The sequence below is a fragment of the Qipengyuania nanhaisediminis genome, from assembly GCF_045862805.1.
Lineage (GTDB): Bacteria > Pseudomonadota > Alphaproteobacteria > Sphingomonadales > Sphingomonadaceae > Erythrobacter > Erythrobacter nanhaisediminis_A.
Genome location: NZ_AP025760.1, coordinates 1,832,799 through 1,851,503 on the forward strand (window position 1 = coordinate 1,832,799; position 18,705 = coordinate 1,851,503).

Genomic DNA, 18,705 nt, shown 5'->3' on the forward strand with positions numbered 1-18,705 from the left:
TATGTCAGATGTCGCCCTGCCCGGCCCCCGCGCGCGCAAGTGGCCGTAATATGCCCGGTCAAGTGTGGAAAAAGACGCATTTGTGCCCGCTCTGTTCGTCTCGATCGGTGGCGAAACGGGGCGCGAATGCCTAGATTGCAAGGCGACGCGGAGCCCCCGCATACACGCAACAAAGAAACGGCCGCCCCTTGAGCGACGACAACACCATTCTCGAACCTTCCGCCCCTTCTCCCTCGGGCGATTACGAACGCATCGACATCGTCGACGAGATGAAGACGAGCTATCTCGATTACGCGATGAGCGTGATCGTGAGCCGCGCGCTTCCCGACGTGCGCGATGGTCTCAAACCGGTCCACCGCCGGATCCTCTATTCCTCCAAGGTCGGCAATTTCGTCGCCGGGCGGCCTTACGTCAAAAGCGCCAAGATCGTCGGCGACGTGATGGGTGATTTCCACCCCCACGGCGACAGCGCGATCTACGATGCGCTCGCGCGCCTGACGCAGCCCTGGTCGATGCGGGTGCCGCTGATCGATGGCCAGGGCAATTTCGGTTCGATGGACCCCGATCCGCCCGCCTCTATGCGTTACACCGAGGCGCGGCTCGCCCGGGTGGCGGACACTTTGCTCGACGATCTCGACAAGGACACGATCGATTTCGTCGACAACTACGATGGCCGCAAGAAGGAGCCCTCGGTGCTCCCCGCGCGCTTCCCCAACCTGCTCGTCAATGGCGCGGGCGGGATCGCGGTCGGCATGGCGACCAATGTGCCGCCGCACAATCTGGGCGAGGTGATCGATGGGTGCCTTGCCTTCATGGACAATCCGGCGATCACGTCGGAAGAGCTGATCGAATACATCCCCGGCCCCGACTTCCCCACCGCTCCGCTGATTCTCGGCACCAGCGGTGCGCGCGCGGCCTACACGACCGGGCGCGGGTCGATCCTGATGCGCTGCCGCCACGAGATCGAGACGCGCCGCGGCGACAAAGAAAGCATCGTCTTCACCTCGATCCCCTACCAGGTCGGCAAGGCGGGCCTGGTGGAAAAGATCGCCGAGGCGGCCAAGGACAAGCGGATCGAGGGCATCACCGACATCCGCGACGAAAGCTCGCGTTCGGGCGTGCGCGTGGTGATCGACCTGAAGCGCGATGCCACGGCCGAAGTCGTGCTCAACCAGATCTGGCGGCACACGCCGGCCCAGGCGAGCTTCCCTGCCAACATGCTCGCGATCCGCGGCGGCCGGCCCGAAGTGCTGATGCTGCGCGATTTCATCCAGGCCTTCATCGCATTCCGCGAAGAGGTCATCACGCGGCGCACCAAGTTCGAGCTCGCCAAGGCGCGCGACCGGGCGCACATCTTGCTCGGCCTGGTGGTCGCGGTTTCGAACCTCGACGAAGTGGTCGCGATCATCCGCGGTGCGCCCAATCCGGCGACCGCGCGCGAACGCCTGCTCGCCAAGGAATGGCCGATTGGCGACATCGCGCAATATATCCGCCTGGTCGAGGCGATCGAGCCGACCGCCGACCAGGATGGCGGCACCTATCGCCTGTCCGAACGCCAGGTGAAGGCGATCCTCGACCTGCGGCTTCATCGCCTTACCGCTCTGGGCCGCGACGAGATCGGCGACGAGCTGGCCGAACTTGCGAAGAATATCGAGGAATATCTCGCCATTCTCGCCGACCGCGTGAAGCTGTATGCGGTGATGCGCGAAGAGCTCGAGGAAATCCGCGCCACCTATGCCACTCCGCGCGTCTCCGAGATCGCGCCGGCCTGGGACGGGCTCGACGATGAAGACCTGATCGAGCGCGATGACATGGTCGTCACCGTCACGCTCGACGGCTATATCAAGCGCACTCCGCTCTCCACCTTCCGCGCGCAGCATCGCGGCGGCAAGGGGCGCGCGGGGATGAGCACCAAGGACGAGGACGCGATCGCGGAGATGTTCGTGACCTCGACCCACAACCCGGTGCTGTTCTTCTCGACCGCGGGCAAGGTCTATCGGCTCAAGGTGTGGAAACTGCCCGAAGGCGGTCCGACAACGCGCGGGCGGCCGATCATCAACCTCCTGCCGGCGCTCGACGCGGGCGAGACGATCCGCACCGTGCTGCCGCTGCCCGAGGACGAAAGCGAATGGGGCGCGCTCTCGGTGGTCTTCGCCACCGCCAAGGGCAATGTCCGCCGCAATTCGATGGATGCCTTCACCAACATCCCCTCGAACGGCAAGTTCGCAATGAAATTCGACGAGGCAAGCGAGGACAAGCTGATCGGCGTTGCGCTGGTCAATCCGAGCGACGATGTCATGCTGGCCTCCAAATCGGGCAAGGCGATCCGCTTCGGTGCCGAGGACGTGCGCGAGTTCACCTCGCGCACCTCGACCGGCGTTCGCGGGATGAAGCTGGCCGATGGCGACGAGGTGGTTTCGCTCTCGACGCTCGGCGCGACCGGCACCACCGCTGAAGAACGCGAGCAATATATCCGCTTTGCCCCGTGGAAAGGCGAGAAGGAGGGCGAACCCGACCTCTCCCCCGACCGCTACGAGACGCTCAAGGGCAAGGAGGAATTCATCCTCACCGTCTGCGCCAATGGCTATGGCAAGGTGTCCTCCTCCTACGAATATCGCAAGATCGGGCGTGGCGGACAGGGCGTGGTCAATATCGACAATATCGATCGCAATGGACCGGTCGTCGCGAGCTTCGTGGTGGCCCCGGGCGAACAGCTCATGCTGGTCACCGACCAGGCCAAGCTGATCCGCATCGGGCTCGAATCCCTGCGCGTCATGGGCCGCAACACCGCCGGTGTGCGCCTGTTCCATGTGGGCAAGAACGAGCAGGTGGTGAGCGCGGTCAAGATCGACGAGACCGAAGAGCCCGAAAACGAGGCCGAGGAAGCCGTGGTCGAGGAGATGGTCGAACGCCGCGGCGGCGGTGACGAGACCGCACCCGACACCACGCTGCACTCGGACGAGAATATCGGCGAGGATCCGCCCGAGTGACCCTGCGCATCGAGCCGAGCGGACAGGTCTGCGGCGCCCGGGTGACCGGCTGCGACCTGTCCGCCCCGTTCGACGATGCGCTGGTCGCTGAAATCCGCGCGGCATGGCTCGAACACCGCGTTCTCGCCTTTGCAAACCAGCGAATGGACGACGACGCGCTCGAACGCTTCACGATTGCCATGGGCGGATTTGGCGAGGACCCATTCTTCGCCCCCATTGCAGGCCGTCAGAACATCGCTGCGATCCTGCGCGAGGCGGACGAGAAGGCACCGCTCTTTGCCGAAAACTGGCACAGCGACTGGAGTTTTCTGCCGCAACCGCCCTCAGGCACATGCCTGCTTGCCATCGACATTCCGCCGACCGGCGGCGACACGCTGTTCGCTGACCAGGTCGCCGCCTTCGCCGCGCTTCCCGAGGGGCGCAAGCAGTATCTGCGCTCGCTCACCGCATTGCATTCGGCGAGGCTCGCTTATGCGCCCGACGGCACCTATGGCGACAGGGACGCGGCCAGCGACCGGTCGATGGCGATCCGCCCCGATGAAAGCGCCAATGCCGTGCAGGCGCACAAGCTGATCCGCCCGCATCCCGAAACTGGCGAGGAGGCGATCTACTCGACGCTCGGATACATTATAGGGATCGAGGGCATGGACGAGGCCGAGGCGATCCCCCTCCTGATGGAGCTGGCCGCGTGGCAGGTGCGCGACGAATTCGTCTATCGCCATCAATGGGAAAGCGACATGCTGGTGATCTGGGACAATCGCAGCGTGCTGCACAAGGCGACCGGCGGCTATGAAGGGCACCGGCGCGAATTGCACCGCACTACCATCACGGCCTGACCATCACCGCTGGACCATCGCTGGCCGAAAGGCGCGGCCCGGCAAAAGCCGCTATCTGCGCGGACGTTCGCCGCGCAGGGTCTGCACCACACCGGTCGCAATCATCAATTGCCCTGCATAATAGAGCGGCCAGACGAGCACGTCGGCGATCGGCGCGAGATCGAACGGGCCGAGCCGCCCGAAGATCAGCCAGTCGCTGGCGAGGAACAGCACAGCGCCCAGCCCGACCCGGTAGCGCGGGAAGCGGCTGATCCAGGCCGCGCCCACCATCGCGCCGAGCACCAGCCCATACAGGGCGATATCCGCGCGCCCGCTCAAACCCCAGGCAATCGCCGGAGCAAGAACGAGAAAGGCGAGCGCCGTCAGCCGCTGGCTCCACACGCTGCGCTCGCGGCGGTTTCTAAGGTAAAGCGCGATCGCGACCAGGTGCGCGGCGGCGAACAGCGCCCCGCCCACCGCGAAACTAAGCTCGATCGCCATGTCGGCGAGTGCCGAAATTGCCAGCACTGCGACCAGCAGCATGGCATCGGTCCCTCGCGTGCGCCGCCAGGCATAGGCGGCCAGCAGCGCCGCCGTCGATCCCTTGAGCGCGATGAGCCATACCCCGCCGATCGGGTTGTTCCACAAGAAGTAGTAGAGGATCGCCGCGGTGATGCTGGCAAGCAGCCAGGGCCGGTGTTCGATAAGCGCGCGTTTTGGCAATTCGCCCTCCTCTCTTGTCCTGCGGCTAGCACGCAACTAAGCCGCCCGCCATGACCGACACCCCCCAAGATTACGATGTCCACATCATCGGCGGCGGCCTCGCCGGGTCCGAAGCCGCCTGGCAACTCGCCCGGCGCGGCGCGCGCGTGCGCCTGTCCGAGATGCGCGGCAGCGGCGAGATGACGCCCGCTCACCAGACCGATGGCCTGGCCGAACTGGTCTGTTCCAATTCCTTTCGTTCGGACGACGACACCAAGAACGCTGTCGGCCTGCTGCACCACGAAATGCGCGAGCTCGATTCGCTCGTGATGCGCGCAGGCGAGGTTGCGCGCGTTCCCGCTGGCAGTGCGATGGCGGTCGACCGCGACGTGTTCTCCGCCGAGGTCGAGAAAGCGCTAGGAGATCATCCCAAGGTTACCATCGTGCGCGAACGGATCGACACGCTGCCTGCCGCCGGCCTGACCATCGTCGCCACCGGCCCGCTCACCGCGCAATCGCTCGCGGCGAGCATTGTCGGTGCGACCGGCTCCGAACGGCTCGCCTTCTTCGACGCGATCGCCCCGATCGTTCACCGCGACAGCATCGACATGTCCAAATGCTGGATCCAGTCGCGCTGGAACAAGCGCACCGAGGCCTCGAACGAGGACGGCGATTACATCAATTGCCCGATGACCAAGGATCAGTACGAAGCCTTCGTTCGCGGCTTGATCGAGGGCGAGAAGACCGAGTTCAAGGAGTGGGAAAAGGACACCCCCTATTTCGACGGCTGCATGCCGATCGAGGTGATGGCCGAACGCGGGATCGAGACGCTGCGATACGGCCCGATGAAAGGCGTCGGGCTCGACAATCCCTATGACACCAGCGAGGAACACCCGCAGGGCCGCTGGCCCTATGCCGTGGTGCAGCTGCGCCAGGACAACAAGCTGGGCACCTTGTGGAACATGGTCGGCTTCCAGACCAAGCTCAAATATGGCGCGCAGGTCGAACTGTTCCGGACCATTCCGGGTCTGGAGAATGCCGAGTTCGCACGGCTGGGTGGGCTGCATCGCAACACCTTCCTCAATTCGCCGCAAGTGCTCGACCGCCAGCTGCGGTTGAAGGCGGCGCCGAATATCCGCTTTGCAGGCCAGGTGACAGGATGCGAAGGCTATGTCGAAAGCGCGGCGATCGGCCTCGTGGCAGGGTTGATGACCGCGGAAGAACTGGCAGGCCGCGACTGGCGAGCGCTGCCCGCGACCACCGCGATGGGCGCGCTGCTGAGCCATATCACCGGCGATGCCGAGGCCGACACCTTCCAGCCCATGAACGTCAATTTCGGGCTGTTCCCGCCCTTGCATGAAGTGAAGAAGAAGCAGCGCAAGGAAGCCTATACCACCCGCGCCAAGGCCGACCTGGCCGCATGGCTATCCGAGCAGCGCGAAGCGCAGCCCGCCTAGCAGCGGCACGAGGGGCGGCGCGGCTTGCGCGACGGGGCGCTGGTGGCGAATTCGGCTGGCGTCAGCTCGAGATTGCCATCGGCATCCATGCCCTCGAAGCGCTCGGCTGTGGTGATCGCCCATTCCTCGAAAGTGAGCAGGTTGTTGCCGTCCTTGTCGAGCTTGCGAAACGCGTCCGAACGGGTCGAGAGCATTTCGTTGCGGGTGATGATCCGGTCGCGGTTGCGATCATAGCGGAAGAACCGGCGCTCCTCGCGGGTCAGCTCGCTTGCCTCGGGCGGCGCGGGACCGACCAGATCGCCCGGATCGATTTCGGGCAATTCCTCGGGCGCTTCGGCCACCTCTTCGGGCTCGGGCGGAGGCGGCGCATTGCTCTCGACCTGCGCGCGGCCCTGCCACCAGAACATTCCGACGCTGGCGAGCAGCAATCCGACGAAAACACCCAAGACAGTCTGACGCATGAAATCCCCCGACCTTCTGCGATAAGCCGTAGAATTAGGGGTTTACACGTAGTCAGCGCCCAAAGAAAGCCGCGCGCGCCGCGACGAGGCCCGCGCCGCGCCCTTCCATCAATGGGCGCCCGCCCCGCTTGAGCGCGCGCAGGGCAAGCGCCTCGAGAATGCGCAGCCCCTTGGCACCGCGCGGAAAGGCGCCGGTGGAGTGTTTTTCACGCAGGCCGAATGCGATGGCGCGCTCGCGTTCCTCCGGCGAACTGAGGCCGGTCGCGAGGTCGGCGATGGCGAAGGTGGACATGGCCAGACGCACCCTGTCGGCGGCCTTGGTCGCGCGGTCATCGAACAAAGCGGCGTATGGGGCAGCGCGCGCCTGCGAGAACTTCTCCAATTCGTCCGGGTTGAGCGTGTCGCTGGCGATCAGCACTTCCCAGCCATCGACGAGCCGGACCAAAGCATCCTCGCGCCCCTGCCAGAACACGCCGATCGCATCGAGCACCGCGTCGCCCGTGGGCCGTTCGTGCCCGGGCTTGCCGAGCATGTCGCGCCACCAGGCGAGCCGCATCTGGCCGAGCATCGGCTCGCTCGTCGCAGCGACGATGCGCGCGATCCGCTGGTCCAGTTCGAATGCCACGCGCAAGGGCGCCCGCAGCCCGGCCGGCGTGTGCGCCAGCGCGAGCTGCATTTCATCGGGCAGCCTCTCGGCGGGTTCCTCGCTCAGACGTAGCAGACCTTCTTGACCGCCTCGACGATGCGCGGCGGATCGATCAGCGCGAGCTTTTCGAGGTTCGCGGCATATGGCAGCGGAACGTCCTCGTTGCACACGCGAAGGACCGGCGCGTCGAGATCGTCGAAGCCTTCCTCCATGCAGATCGCGATGATCTCGCTCGCGATCGAGCAGGTCGGCCAGCCCTCTTCGGCGACGACAAGCCGGTTGGTCTTGGCGAGCGACTTGAGCACGGTTTCCTTGTCGAGCGGGCGCAGGGTGCGAAGGTCGATCACCTCGGCTTCGATGCCCTGCGAGGCGAGTTCCTCTGCCGCTTCGAGCGCGAAACCGACACCGATCGAATAGGTCACGATGGTCGCGTCCTTGCCCTCGCGCACGATCCGCGCCTTGCCGATGGGCAGGACGTAGTCGTCGACATCGGGAACATCGAAGCTGCGGCCGTAGACCAGCTCGTTTTCCAGGAACACGACCGGGTCCTCGGTGCGGATCGCGGCCTTCATCAGCCCCTTGGCATCGGCGCTGTCATAGGGCGCGATGACGATCAGGCCCGGGACGCTGGCATACCAGGGCCCGTAATTCTGCGAGTGCTGCGCGCCGACGCGGCTGGCCGCGCCGTTGGGACCGCGGAACACGATCGGGCAGCGCATCTGGCCGCCGCTCATGTAATTGGTCTTGGCTGCCGAGTTCACGATGTGATCGATCGCCTGCATCGCGAAATTGAAGGTCATGAACTCGACGATCGGGCGCAGACCGCCCATCGCCGCGCCCGATCCGATCCCGGCAAAGCCATATTCGGTGATCGGGGTGTCGATCACGCGCTTGGGACCGAATTCGTCGAGCAGGCCCTGGGTCACTTTGTAGGCGCCCTGATATTCGGCGACTTCCTCGCCCATCACGAAGACGCGGTCGTCGCGGCGCATTTCCTCGGCCATGCCGTCGCGCAACGCCTCGCGCACCGTGGTGCTGGTGAAGCTGGTGCCTTCGGGAAGGTCGGGATCGGCAGAACGCGGCGCGGCCTTGGGAGCGGACACGCCGCCCGGCTCGTCGCGGCCCTCGTCCTTGCCCTCGCCCGGAACGTCGTCGACCGCGGCGCCCGCCACGTCGGCGCTGTCGGATGCGGCAGGCGCGCTGACATCGCCGGCATCCTCGCCCTCGCCCGCCAGCATCGCGATCACGGTGCCGACCGCGACGTTCTCGGTGCCTTCCTCGACGAGGATCTTGGCAAGCGTGCCTTCGTCGATGGCCTCGAATTCCATCGTAGCCTTGTCGGTCTCGATCTCTGCGATGATGTCACCAGGCTCAATCGTGTCGCCTTCGGATTTCAGCCACTTTGCAAGCGTGCCTTCCTCCATGGTCGGCGACAATGCGGGCATCTTGAGTTCGATAGCCATTAGTCGTTCACCGCCTTCTCGCTGTAAAATGTGCCATTGCCATCGACGAAACATTTCCTCGACGGTGACGGGTTCTCGCCTCCGCAAGACACCTCCTCACGTTGGTTCGCTCGATCCCAATAATTCTTATAATGAGCTACTCTTGCTTCGAGATCGTATTCTTCATCACGAAGTCGAGCCACCAAGCTTTCAAGGATTACGCTGGACATATCATCTGGGTGAAGAAAGCCTTGATTCCGCATGGACGAACCCAGTGCACCATCAGCCCATAGGCCCCAATTGTTGCGTATCCACATGCCGAGGCCGAAGTGATCCAAAGCTAGCCCATCCTCCCTCAACTTTGCGAGATGATCGACAGGGAGGTGTGTCTCAAGACAGGAAACTGCGGCGTCCAAATCTTGCGGCTCACAGGCGAGCAGAGCGGTGGCGACCGGATCATTTGAATCGTCAGCTTGGACCGGAAACGCCAGCAATCCCAGCGCGAGTGCAACAAAAAGCTGGCGCATCAATACTCCTCCACCAGCACGTCTGTGTAGAGTTCGGAGGGTGCAGGCTCAGGCGAATTTTCTGCAAAGTCAGCACTTTCGGCGACGATCTTGCGAATTTCCTTGTCGATGGCTTTCAATTCATCCTCACCGTGGCCGGCATCGACCAACGTCTTCTTCAACCGTTCAATGGGATCGTGGTGATCGCGCTGTTCCTGCACTTCCTCGCGGGTGCGGTACTTGGCGGGATCGGACATCGAGTGTCCGCGATAGCGATAGGTGTTGAGTTCCATCAGGACCGGGCCCTTGCCGTCGCGCACATGCTTGAAGGCCACTTCGGCAGCGGCGCGCACTTCGAGCACATCCATGCCGTTCACTTCCATGCCCGGAATGCGGAAGCTGGTGCCGCGGCGGTAGAATCGGGTTTCTGCCGAAGACCTCTTGGTCGAGGTGCCCATGGCATATTGGTTGTCTTCGACCACGAAGACGATCGGCAGGTTCCACAAGGCGGCCATGTTGAAGGTTTCATAGACCTGGCCCTGGTTCGCCGCGCCGTCGCCGAAATAGGCGAGGCACAGGCCGCCATCGTCGCGGTACTGGTGCGCGAGCGCGAGCCCGCCGCCCAGCGCGACCTGCGCGCCGACAATGCCGTGGCCGCCATAGAATTTGTGCTCGGTGCTGAACATGTGCATCGAGCCGCCCTTGCCCTTGGAAATGCCGGCTTCGCGGCCGGTGAGTTCGGCCATGATGACCTTGGGATCGATGCCATAGGCGAGCATGTGGCCGTGATCGCGATAGCCGGTGATCACGCTGTCCTTGTCGTTGTCGAGCGCGGATTGCAGCCCGATCGCGACCGCTTCCTGGCCGATATAGAGGTGGCAGAACCCGCCGATCAGGCCGAGACCGTATAGCTGGCCGGCCTTCTCCTCGAAGCGGCGGATCAGCAGCATCTGGCGGTAGAATTCGAGCATCTGGTCGCCGGTCGCATCGAAACGCTTGGACTTCTCGAATTCCTCCTGCAGCGAATGGAGGACGAAATCGAGGTCGTCGGACGCGCTCGCCGGCTTTGCGGGCGCCTTCTTCGCGGCGGGTTTTTTGGCTGCGGGCTTCTTGGCCAAGATGCTGGTCCCTTCCGTTTTTTCAACGCGCATCCGGGAGGGTCTGCCGGCGCGCAAGATCGAGCGCCCCTATGACGCGGCGGCGCGGCTGACGCAACGTAAACCCGCCCGAAACGGCACATTTTCGCCAGTTCGGTTAAAAACGCGGATTTCGTTTGTTGTGACGGTTATTCGTCGTCCAGCGTGATGACGATTTCGTCGGGATGGAGCACACCGAGATCCGAGCGCACGAGCTCGCTCACGAGGTCAGGGTCCGCGCCTTCGGGATCGAGCAGCGCGACCCGGTTGCGAAGCGCGTCGCGTTCCTTCGTCAGCATCGCGATATGCGCCTGGCGCTGTTCGAGCGCCTCGGCATTTTCTGCCCAGGCAAGCAGCCCGGTCGGCCCAGCAATCGCAGCCACCGTCAGCCCGACGAGAAGCACGAGCGCAAGCGCCTGCCTGACATTTTCCCGCGGTGGTTTGCGCATGGTGATCCCTCGAGTGAGCGCACAAGGAATCATAGTTAACCCCGCGCCGCAAGCAAAATGCGATCAAGCGCCTGAAATTGTGGGCCCGCCCGGTCCAATTCAGTAGGAGCGCGGCAGGCCGAGAACGTGCTCGGCAAGGTAGGAGAGGATCAGGTTCGTCGATATCGGCGCAACGGTATAGAGCCGCGCCTCGCGAAACTTGCGCTCGACATCGTATTCCTCGGCAAAGCCGAAACCGCCAAAGGTCTGGACGCACATGTCCGCCGCCGCCCAGCTGGCCTCGGAAGCGAGAAGTTTGGCCATGTTGGCTTCCTCGCCCGGATTGCCGCCCGCGTCATAGGCGCGCGCCGCGTGATGGACCATCAGTTCGGCGGCGCGCATCTGGGCGTAGGCGCGCGCAATCGGGAATTGCACGCCCTGGTTCTGGCCGATCTTGCGGGAGAAGACCTCGCGGCTCCCGGCATATTCGCGCGCCTTTTCGATGAACCACTTGGCATCGCCGATACATTCCGCGCCGATCAGGATGCGCTCGGCGTTCATGCCGGACAGGATGTAGCGAAAGCCCTTCCCCTCCTCGCCAACCAGCGCGCTTGCCGGGATGCGGACATCGTCGAAGAACACCTCGCACGACGAATGGTTCATCATCGTTCGGATCGGCTTGATGGTCATCCCGCTGTCGAGCGCGGCGCGCATGTCGAGCAGGAAGATCGAGAGCCCCTCGGTCTTTTTCGACACTTCCTCGCGCGGCGTGGTCCGCGCGAGCAGGAGCATGAGGTCCGAATGTTCGGCGCGGCTGGTCCAGATCTTCTGGCCCGTTATCACGTATTCGTCGCCTTCGCGCACCGCGCGGGTCTTGAGGCTGAGCGTGTCGGTCCCGCTTGCCGGTTCGGACACGCCGAACGCCTGCAGGCGCAGGTCGCCGCGCGCGATCTTCGGCAGGTATTGGGCTTTCTGTTCCTGCGACCCGTAACGCAGCAGCGTATTCATGATGTACATCTGCGCATGGGCGGACGAGCCGTTGCATCCGCTCGCCTGGATTTCCTCCATGATCACGCAGGCCGCATCAAGGCTCAGCCCGCTGCCGCCGAATTCCTCCGGGATCAGCGCGGCGAGGAAACCCGCTTTTGTCAGCGCGTCGACGAATTCGCCGGGATATTCGCGGGCCGCGTCCTTTGCCCGCCAGTATTCCCCGCGAAAATCCGCGCACAGCGCCCTGACCGCGCGGCGAATTTCGTCCAGTTCATCTGATCCCGATTGCATTGGTGCGCCCTGCCCCTGATCGCTTTGCGAGACCGCTGCTTGCCTGCCGCCGATCTCGCTGTCCAGTGCCGCTGCCGCGTCCCGCGCACCCGCTGCACGCTTGACCTTGACCGATCGGACAGGAACAACAGCGCCGGTCGGCCCGTTACGCTCGCAACAGGAGGAAATTCAAACCACATGATCAACACCCTGATGGACCAGCTCAACGCGATGGCCAACGAATTCGTGCGCACATTGCCTTCGATCGCGATCGCCGTATTCATCCTGATCGTGACCGCTATCGTGGCCGGCTTCGCGGTCAAGATCGCCGACGGCATGATCGGCAAGACCAGCCTGCGCCCGAGCCTGCGGCAATTGATCGAGACGCTGGTCAAGCTCGCGGTGTGGATCCTTGGCCTGCTGATCGCGGCGATTATCGTTTTCCCGGGCCTCACGGTCGGGACGCTGGTCGCAGGGCTCGGTATCGGCGCGGTCGCAATCGGCTTTGCCTTCCAGGACATTTTCGAGAACTTCCTCGCGGGCGTCCTGATCATGATCCGCGAAAAGATGCGCATCGGTGACGTGATCGAATGCGAGGGCATCATCGGCAAGGTCGAACACATCACCTTGCGCGAAACGCATGTCCGCTCGCTTTCGGGCGAACTGACCGTCGTTCCCAATTCGATCCTGTTCAAGAACCCGGTCGAAATCCTCACCGACAAGGACATGCGCCGCCACGATGTCGTGGTCGGAGTGTCCTACGACACCGATCTCGATGCCGCCGCCGAAGTCATCCGCAAGGCGGTGACGGCGATCGACGAGGTCGACGAGGAAAAGGGCATCGATGTCTTCGCGCAGGAATTCAATTCCTCCTCGGTCGATTTCCTCGTGCGCTGGTGGTCGGGTTCGACCCCGCGAAATGGCTGGGAATCGAAGGACAAGGTCGTGCGCGCGATCAAGCGCGGGCTCGACGATGCCGGGATCGAGATCCCCTTCCCCTACATCACGCACACCTTCAAAGAGCGCGTGCCGATGGGCGAAAGGCCGGGCGAAAGCGCCTGACGGCTTGGCATGGCCGCCTCGCCCTGTGCTAGGAAGCTGGCAAAGGAGAGGCCGCGTCCCATGAAGATACTCGCCAGCGATCCCGCGCGCTTTGCCGACCTGCCCGATTACCCCTTCGCCGAACACTGGGTCACCATCGACCTTGGCGAAGGGCATTCGGGCCGGATGCATTACTTGGACGAAGGGCCGCGCGACGGGCCGCCGGTCCTGCTGCTTCACGGCGAACCGAGCTGGAGCTTTCTCTACCGCAAGATGATCCCGCCGCTTGTCGATGCCGGGCTGCGCTGCCTTGCGCCCGACCTCATCGGTTTCGGCAAGAGCGACAAGCCCGACGATATCGGTTTCTACACCTATGCCCGCCATGTGGGCTGGCTCGGCCAGTGGCGCGATGCGGTGGTGCCCGGGGAAGCGGGCGTGTTCTGCCAGGACTGGGGCGGCCTCTTGGGCCTGCGCATGGTGGGCGAGGCGCCGGAGCGGTTCAGCTTCGTCGTGGCGAGCAACACCTTCCTGCCCGCCGGCGGGGGCCAGGCGACGCCTGCCTTCCTCGCCTGGCGCGAGTTTGCAAAGAGCTCGCCCGACTTCAAGATCGGCGCGCTGATCGACCGCGCCACCGCGACCGAGCGCACCCGGGCCGAGATCGCCGCCTATGACGCGCCCTTCCCTGACGAGCCGAGCAAAGCGGGTGCGCGCGCTTTCCCGCAGCTGGTCCCGGTCGAGGACGACAAGCCCGGGGTCGCAGAAAACAAGGCGGCATGGAAAGGGCTTGCCGCGTTCGACCGCCCGTTCCTTACTGTCTTCGGAGAAGATGACCCGGTGCTCGGCAGCGCGGGCCCGGCGCTTGCGAAGAGGATCAAGGGCGCCAAGGGGATGGACCACGCCATGCTCAGCCAGTGCGGCCATTTCTGCCAGGAAGACCGGCCGCACGAACTCGCCGAGGCGGTGATCGCCACCGCGCGCAAGGCCGGGATGCTCTGACCAGGCAGCCCTCGCGCCGGCCCTGCCGGAAGGGATCGTCGTGGTGATGGTGTCCCCGACAGGATTCGAACCTGTGGCCTTCGGATTAGGAATCCGACGCTCTATCCGACTGAGCTACGGGGACCTTGGCGCCGCCATAGCAGCGACGCCGCGCGGTGCAATACGGGCGGTCAGTTCAGGTCTTCTGGCGGTGCTACCGGTATAGGCAGCGGCGCTACGGGCACGCCTTCCTCGAGCAGCGATTGCGCTTCCTCGAGGCTTGCCTGGCCGTGGATCGGTTCGGGATCGCGTTCGCCGTAATGCATGGCCCGCGATTGTTCGGCAAAATCCTCGCCCACCCACTTGCTGTTCTCGAGCGCCTTGGCCTGGGCCTTGGCCAGCGCGTCGAGCGCCTTGCTGACTTCGGGTGGCATCGGGGTGTTGGCGAGCGCGCGCGCCGAAGCGGCCGGTGCGGGTGCTGCGCCTGGCCCCGTGTCGCTCTCGTCACGCGCGGCCGGCACCGATCGCGCGCCGCTATTGCCCTTGACCGGGACAGCCGGGGCCATCGGCGCCTTGCCGACGGTGTCGCTGCCGCATTCGGGACAGGTGACGAGGCCGCGCGCGCTTTGCTCTTCGTAATCGGCGGACGATCCGAACCAGCCCTCGAAAGTGTGGCCGTGCGCGCAATGAAGGTCGAATACGATCATGGTGCGCGCCTAATTGGCGATTTGTCGCCGATTGGCAAGGCTGGGAACCTGCGCGCGAACTGCCTCGATGCGGGCAAGATCGACATCGCAAAAGCCAAGGCCCGGCCCCGCGCCGCCCATGTCGAGAAGGACCTCGCCCCAGGGATCGACGACGAGGCTGTGGCCATAGGTCTCGCGCCCGTCCGGGTGGCGCCCGACCTGCGCGGCGGCGATTACAAAGGCCGATGCCTCGATCGCGCGGGCGCGCAGGAGCACGTGCCAGTGTGCCTTGCCGGTGGGGACGGTGAAGGCGGCCGGAATGGCGACGGCATCGCATCTGCGCTGGCCCAGTGCCTCGAACAGTGCCGGAAACCGCATGTCGTAGCAGATCGCGAGGCCGAGCCGGCCCAGCGGCGTGTCCTCGGCCGTGACCACCGTGTCGCCTGCCGCATAGGCATTCGATTCGCGCCACCGCTCGCCGCTGTCGAGATCGACGTCGAACATGTGGATCTTGTCATAGACCGCCTGCCGCTCGCCCGCCGGGTCGATAAGCAGCGAGCGATTGCGCCAACGCCCGCCCTCGGTTGCGACCGGATAGGAACCGAGCGCGAGCCAGGGGCCGCCCTGTTCGCTCACCAGCCTCTGGAGCCTTTCGGGCCAGGCACGCGCCGCAGGGTCCTCGATCCGCGGCGTCGCGCGCGCGCGGTCCTGGTCGAGCAGGAGCGACATTTCGGGCGTGAAGAGCATTTGCGCCCCGCCCTCGCGGGCGCGGGCCAGCCCGTCAGCGATGATCTCGAAATTCTCTTCGGGGTCGATACCCGAGGTCATTTGCAGGACGGCAATCTTGGTCAAGATTGCGCCCTAACCCGCCAGCAGCGCGTCGAGCTCGCCTTGCGCCTCAAGCCGGGCAAGGTCATCGCTGCCGCCGACATGGGTGTCGCCGATGAAGATCTGCGGCACCGTGCGCGCTCCGGGCGCGCGCGCCAGCATTTCCTCGCGCCTGGGCCCGCCCATGGTGATGTCGTGCTCGGTAAACTCGACCCCCTTGGAGGCGAGCAATTGCTTCGCGCGCACGCAAAAGCCGCAGGTGAACTTGGTGTAGATATCGACCTTGGGTTTCGTCATTTCGTGCCTCTTGCTGGCGCTTTGACCTGCGCCTCTTGAAAGCGAATTTGCCCAGCCTAACTAGGGATTGTCGCCGCGTTTCGCCAGTCTTGGGAAACACTTGGCGGCATCAGACCGGCAGGTGCTGCACGCAGCAGGCCCGCCATCATTCGATTGCTCAAAAAAGAGGATTTGGAATATGTCTCGACTTGATTTCACCCCCTATCGCCGCAGCACTGTCGGTTTCGACCGCCTGTTCGACATGCTCGAAAGCCAGGCGCGCGCCAATTCGGGCGACAATTACCCGCCTTTCAACATCGCACGGCGCGGGGAAGACGAATACCGGATCACCCTCGCCGTGGCCGGGTTCCGCCCGCAGGACATCGACATCACCGCGCAGGCCAACCTGCTGGTCGTCCAGGGCAAAAAGCGCGAAGACGGCGATGACGAGGCCGAGATGCTGCATGTCGGTATCGCCAATCGCGGGTTCGAACGCCGCTTCGAGCTGGCCGATTACGTCCGCGTCTCCAATGCCGAGCTCGCCGATGGCCTCCTGGTGATCGACCTCGTGCGCGAAGTGCCCGAGGCAATGCGCCCCAAGAAGATCGCGATCAACGGCGCGCCGACGCTCACCGCGGTTCCTGACGAAAGCGACAAGAAGGCCAAGGACGGCAAGGAAGCCGACGCGGCCTGATCCGCGCTTTGACAGACCGACCCCGTGCACCGCGCGCGGGTCGGTCCTACGCGGCACTTGCTGAGCAGTCGCCGCGAAACATTCTCACCGAGTTTGAATAAGAAGGGGGCGGCTCCATGGGAACCGCCCCCGCGACTCTAAAGTCGCCTCGTCCAGCCCTGACCGTCCGGGTCGCAGAAGACGGTCAATTCCGGTGCGAGCTCGTTGCAGCGGATGGCCGGCAGTCCTGCCCCGGCCCGCTGCGATCTTCAATTTCACTCACCCCCATGCGGTTTCCAGTTCCGGGCGGACACTGATCCCTCGTGCAGCCCTTATGAAAACCTGTAGTCTTTCAAGCGAGGTAAGGCGCTTTGGGGCCGCGACGCAAGCGCTATTTGTGAAACCTCTAATTTGCGGACGAATTATACGGCCTGAAGAGCGATATCCGAAGTCGCACGCAAGTTTCGGCCAGGTTCGTGGCAGCATCTTGCGATTTGCGCAGCGTTTTGCGCCGTGAGCGGGCGTCACGATAATTAAAGCAAGCCGCTCCGATGAGGCGCTTCATCGCAGGCCAGCCTGCTGCGGACACCGGGCTGGACGCGGCATGACAGCCATGGCGAAGACAGGCCAAGTTCGCGTGGGCACCCTGCCCCGATCGCCGCTGGAGTGATTGTCGCGGCCCCGGCCGCATCTGTGAGCGGCCGCGAGTCGCGCAATCAGCAGAGCGAGATCAGACGAGCCGCGACTGGGCGAGCGCTGCGGCGATGAAGCCGGCAAAGAGCGGGTGCGGATCGAAGGGCCGCGACTTGAGTTCGGGGTGGAACTGCACTCCGACGAACCACGGGTGATCGGGCCGCTCGACAATTTCGGGCAGCAGCCCGTCAGGCGACATGCCGGCAAAGACCAGCCCCTGCTGTTCGAGCGCGTCGATATAGGCGCTGTTGACCTCGTAGCGGTGGCGGTGGCGTTCCCAGATCGAATCCGCGCCGCCATACATCGCCGCCGTGTGGCTGTTCGCCGACAGTTTGGCCTCGTAGGCGCCGAGCCGCATCGTGCCGCCCAGATCGCCGCCTTCCTCGCGCTCCTGGATGCCCTCTTGGCTCATCCACTCGGTGATGATCCCGACCACCGGTTCGCGCGTCTCGCCGAATTCGGTCGACGAGGCTGCGTCGAAACCGGCTGCGCGCGCGCCCTCGATACAGGCCATCTGCATGCCGAGGCAGATACCGAAGAACGGCACCTTGCGGGTGCGGGCGAAACGGACGCTGGCAATCTTGCCCTCGCTGCCGCGCTCACCAAAGCCGCCGGGAACGAGGATGCCGTGCATGGGCTCGAGCGCGGAGACGATTTCCGCCTCGTCTTCGCCCTCGAATATCTCGGCATCGATCCACTTGATGTTGACCTTGACCCGGTTGGCGAGCCCGCCATGGACCAAGGCCTCGTTGAGGCTCTTGTAGGCGTCGGGCAGGCCGACATATTTGCCCACCACCCCGATGGTGACTTCGCCTTCGGGATTGAAATAGCGATCAGTGACATCGTTCCACGCCGACAGGTCGGGCGCGGGCGCATCGGTGATGCCGAAACCGCGCAGCACCTCGTCGTCGAGCCCGGCCTCGTGATATTGCAACGGGACCGAATAGATCGAGGGCGCATCGAGCGCGGGGATCACCGCTTCCATGCGGACATTGCAGAAATTGGCGATCTTCCGGCGCTCGCCGTCGGGAATCGGATGCTCGGCGCGGCACAGCAGCACGTCGGGCTTGATCCCGAGGCTCGCCAGTTCGCGGACCGAGTGCTGCGTCGGCTTGGTCTTCAGCTCTCCGGCCGCCGCGATATAGGGCACGAGCGTGACGTGGACCGACAGCGTCTGCATCGGTTCAAGCTCGTTACGAAGCTGGCGGATCGCTTCCATGAAGGGCAGCGATTCGATGTCGCCCACCGTCCCGCCGATCTCGCACAGGATGAAATCGTGGTCGTCCTGACCTGCGAGCGCGAATTCCTTGATCGCGTCGGTCACGTGCGGGATCACCTGCACCGTCGCGCCCAGATAATCGCCGCGGCGTTCCTTGGCGATGATGTCGCGATAGACGCGTCCGCTCGTGATGTTGTCGCTCTGGCGCGCCGAAACGCCGGTGAAGCGTTCGTAGTGACCGAGGTCGAGATCGGTCTCGGCCCCGTCATCGGTGACATAGACCTCGCCGTGCTGATACGGGCTCATCGTGCCCGGATCGACGTTGAGATAGGGGTCGAACTTGCGAATGCGGACCTTGTAGCCACGCGCCTGAAGGAGCGAGGCCAGCGAAGCCGCCATGAGACCTTTGCCGAGCGAGGAAACCACGCCGCCGGTGATAAAAATGAACCGCGCCATGGGAGTTGGGCCTTA

At 64.3% G+C, this 18,705-nt stretch carries 19 protein-coding genes and 1 tRNA gene; 7 read left to right on the forward strand and 13 right to left on the reverse strand.

Annotated elements, in window-relative coordinates; translation table 11 throughout:
* Nucleotides 1-188 precede the first annotated feature (188 nt).
* Both gyrA and ACKTSM_RS08845 read left to right on the forward strand, forming a co-directional pair.
* Nucleotides 189-2,990 (forward strand): DNA gyrase subunit A, encoded by a 2,802-nt coding sequence (gyrA, locus tag ACKTSM_RS08840; RefSeq protein WP_407874291.1) that lies wholly within the window; start codon nucleotides 189-191, stop codon nucleotides 2,988-2,990.
* Complete coding sequence (locus tag ACKTSM_RS08845) at nucleotides 2,987-3,826, forward strand: TauD/TfdA dioxygenase family protein (RefSeq protein WP_407874292.1); 840 nt, start codon at nucleotides 2,987-2,989, stop codon at nucleotides 3,824-3,826. Before gyrA ends, ACKTSM_RS08845 begins: the two co-directional genes overlap by 4 nt.
* 51 nt (nucleotides 3,827-3,877) lie before the next feature.
* On the opposite strand, the gene ACKTSM_RS08850 is transcribed toward ACKTSM_RS08845, so the two are convergent.
* The gene (locus ACKTSM_RS08850; protein ID WP_407874293.1) at nucleotides 3,878-4,528 is read right to left on the reverse strand and encodes a lysoplasmalogenase family protein; all 651 of its coding nucleotides are present in this window, start codon (nucleotides 4,526-4,528) and stop codon (nucleotides 3,878-3,880) included.
* Between the two features lie 50 nt (nucleotides 4,529-4,578).
* On the opposite strand from ACKTSM_RS08850, the gene trmFO reads away from it, so the two are divergent.
* Entirely contained in the window at nucleotides 4,579-5,964 is a 1,386-nt protein-coding gene (gene trmFO, locus ACKTSM_RS08855) for a methylenetetrahydrofolate--tRNA-(uracil(54)-C(5))-methyltransferase (FADH(2)-oxidizing) TrmFO (RefSeq protein WP_407874294.1), read from the forward strand.
* Here the strand turns inward: trmFO and ACKTSM_RS08860 are convergent.
* The 5 genes from ACKTSM_RS08860 to pdhA all read right to left on the reverse strand — a co-directional run bounded on the left by ACKTSM_RS08860 (nucleotide 5,961) and on the right by pdhA (nucleotide 10,137).
* Nucleotides 5,961-6,425, reverse strand: a complete 465-nt coding sequence (locus ACKTSM_RS08860; RefSeq protein ID WP_407874295.1) for a hypothetical protein — start codon at nucleotides 6,423-6,425, stop codon at nucleotides 5,961-5,963. The genes trmFO and ACKTSM_RS08860 overlap by 4 nt on opposite strands.
* Nucleotides 6,426-6,477: 52 nt before the next feature.
* A complete protein-coding gene (locus ACKTSM_RS08865) occupies nucleotides 6,478-7,050 on the reverse strand; it encodes a hypothetical protein (RefSeq protein WP_407874296.1) in 573 nt (190 codons plus the stop codon).
* An 83-nt stretch (nucleotides 7,051-7,133) separates the two neighbouring features.
* Nucleotides 7,134-8,534 (reverse strand): pyruvate dehydrogenase complex E1 component subunit beta, encoded by a 1,401-nt coding sequence (locus ACKTSM_RS08870; protein WP_407874297.1) that lies wholly within the window; start codon nucleotides 8,532-8,534, stop codon nucleotides 7,134-7,136.
* A complete protein-coding gene (locus ACKTSM_RS08875) occupies nucleotides 8,534-9,040 on the reverse strand; it encodes a DUF6794 domain-containing protein (protein WP_407874298.1) in 507 nt (168 codons plus the stop codon). The genes ACKTSM_RS08870 and ACKTSM_RS08875 overlap by 1 nt, the downstream gene beginning before the upstream one ends.
* On the reverse strand, nucleotides 9,040-10,137 hold the full coding sequence (gene pdhA, locus ACKTSM_RS08880) for a pyruvate dehydrogenase (acetyl-transferring) E1 component subunit alpha (RefSeq protein ID WP_407874299.1): 1,098 nt from the start codon (nucleotides 10,135-10,137) through the stop codon (nucleotides 9,040-9,042). The genes ACKTSM_RS08875 and pdhA overlap by 1 nt, the downstream gene beginning before the upstream one ends.
* Here pdhA and ACKTSM_RS08885 point away from each other — a divergent pair.
* Complete coding sequence (locus ACKTSM_RS08885; RefSeq protein WP_407874300.1) at nucleotides 10,130-10,324, forward strand: hypothetical protein; 195 nt, start codon at nucleotides 10,130-10,132, stop codon at nucleotides 10,322-10,324. The two genes, pdhA and ACKTSM_RS08885, sit on opposite strands and share 8 nt — an antisense overlap.
* Here the strand turns inward: ACKTSM_RS08885 and ACKTSM_RS08890 are convergent.
* Complete coding sequence (locus tag ACKTSM_RS08890) at nucleotides 10,305-10,604, reverse strand: FtsB family cell division protein (RefSeq protein ID WP_407874301.1); 300 nt, start codon at nucleotides 10,602-10,604, stop codon at nucleotides 10,305-10,307. The genes ACKTSM_RS08885 and ACKTSM_RS08890 overlap by 20 nt on opposite strands.
* 99 nt (nucleotides 10,605-10,703) lie before the next feature.
* Nucleotides 10,704-11,864: an acyl-CoA dehydrogenase family protein gene (locus ACKTSM_RS08895; protein ID WP_407874302.1), complete on the reverse strand. Its 1,161-nt coding sequence runs from the start codon at nucleotides 11,862-11,864 to the stop codon at nucleotides 10,704-10,706.
* Nucleotides 11,865-12,041: 177 nt separating this feature from the next.
* Here ACKTSM_RS08895 and ACKTSM_RS08900 point away from each other — a divergent pair, with 177 nt between their 5' ends.
* A complete protein-coding gene (locus ACKTSM_RS08900) occupies nucleotides 12,042-12,905 on the forward strand; it encodes a mechanosensitive ion channel family protein (protein ID WP_407874303.1) in 864 nt (287 codons plus the stop codon).
* A 60-nt stretch (nucleotides 12,906-12,965) separates the two neighbouring features.
* Nucleotides 12,966-13,880: a haloalkane dehalogenase gene (locus ACKTSM_RS08905; RefSeq protein ID WP_407874304.1), complete on the forward strand. Its 915-nt coding sequence runs from the start codon at nucleotides 12,966-12,968 to the stop codon at nucleotides 13,878-13,880.
* Nucleotides 13,881-13,927: 47 nt separating this feature from the next.
* On the opposite strand, the gene ACKTSM_RS08910 is transcribed toward ACKTSM_RS08905, so the two are convergent.
* The 4 genes from ACKTSM_RS08910 to grxC form a co-directional block, all read right to left on the reverse strand.
* Nucleotides 13,928-14,004, reverse strand: a tRNA-Arg gene (locus tag ACKTSM_RS08910).
* A 46-nt stretch (nucleotides 14,005-14,050) separates the two neighbouring features.
* A complete protein-coding gene (locus ACKTSM_RS08915; protein ID WP_407874305.1) occupies nucleotides 14,051-14,566 on the reverse strand; it encodes a DUF1178 family protein in 516 nt (171 codons plus the stop codon).
* A gap of 9 nt (nucleotides 14,567-14,575) precedes the next feature.
* A complete protein-coding gene (locus ACKTSM_RS08920) occupies nucleotides 14,576-15,397 on the reverse strand; it encodes a carbon-nitrogen hydrolase family protein (RefSeq protein WP_407874306.1) in 822 nt (273 codons plus the stop codon).
* Between the two features lie 9 nt (nucleotides 15,398-15,406).
* Nucleotides 15,407-15,670: a glutaredoxin 3 gene (gene grxC, locus ACKTSM_RS08925; RefSeq protein WP_407874307.1), complete on the reverse strand. Its 264-nt coding sequence runs from the start codon at nucleotides 15,668-15,670 to the stop codon at nucleotides 15,407-15,409.
* A 178-nt stretch (nucleotides 15,671-15,848) separates the two neighbouring features.
* Here grxC and ACKTSM_RS08930 point away from each other — a divergent pair, with 178 nt between their 5' ends.
* Complete coding sequence (locus ACKTSM_RS08930) at nucleotides 15,849-16,343, forward strand: Hsp20 family protein (RefSeq protein WP_407874308.1); 495 nt, start codon at nucleotides 15,849-15,851, stop codon at nucleotides 16,341-16,343.
* Nucleotides 16,344-17,052: 709 nt separating this feature from the next.
* On the opposite strand, the gene ACKTSM_RS08935 is transcribed toward ACKTSM_RS08930, so the two are convergent.
* Nucleotides 17,053-18,690, reverse strand: a complete 1,638-nt coding sequence (locus ACKTSM_RS08935) for a CTP synthase (RefSeq protein ID WP_407874309.1) — start codon at nucleotides 18,688-18,690, stop codon at nucleotides 17,053-17,055.
* Nucleotides 18,691-18,705: the final 15 nt, after the last annotated feature.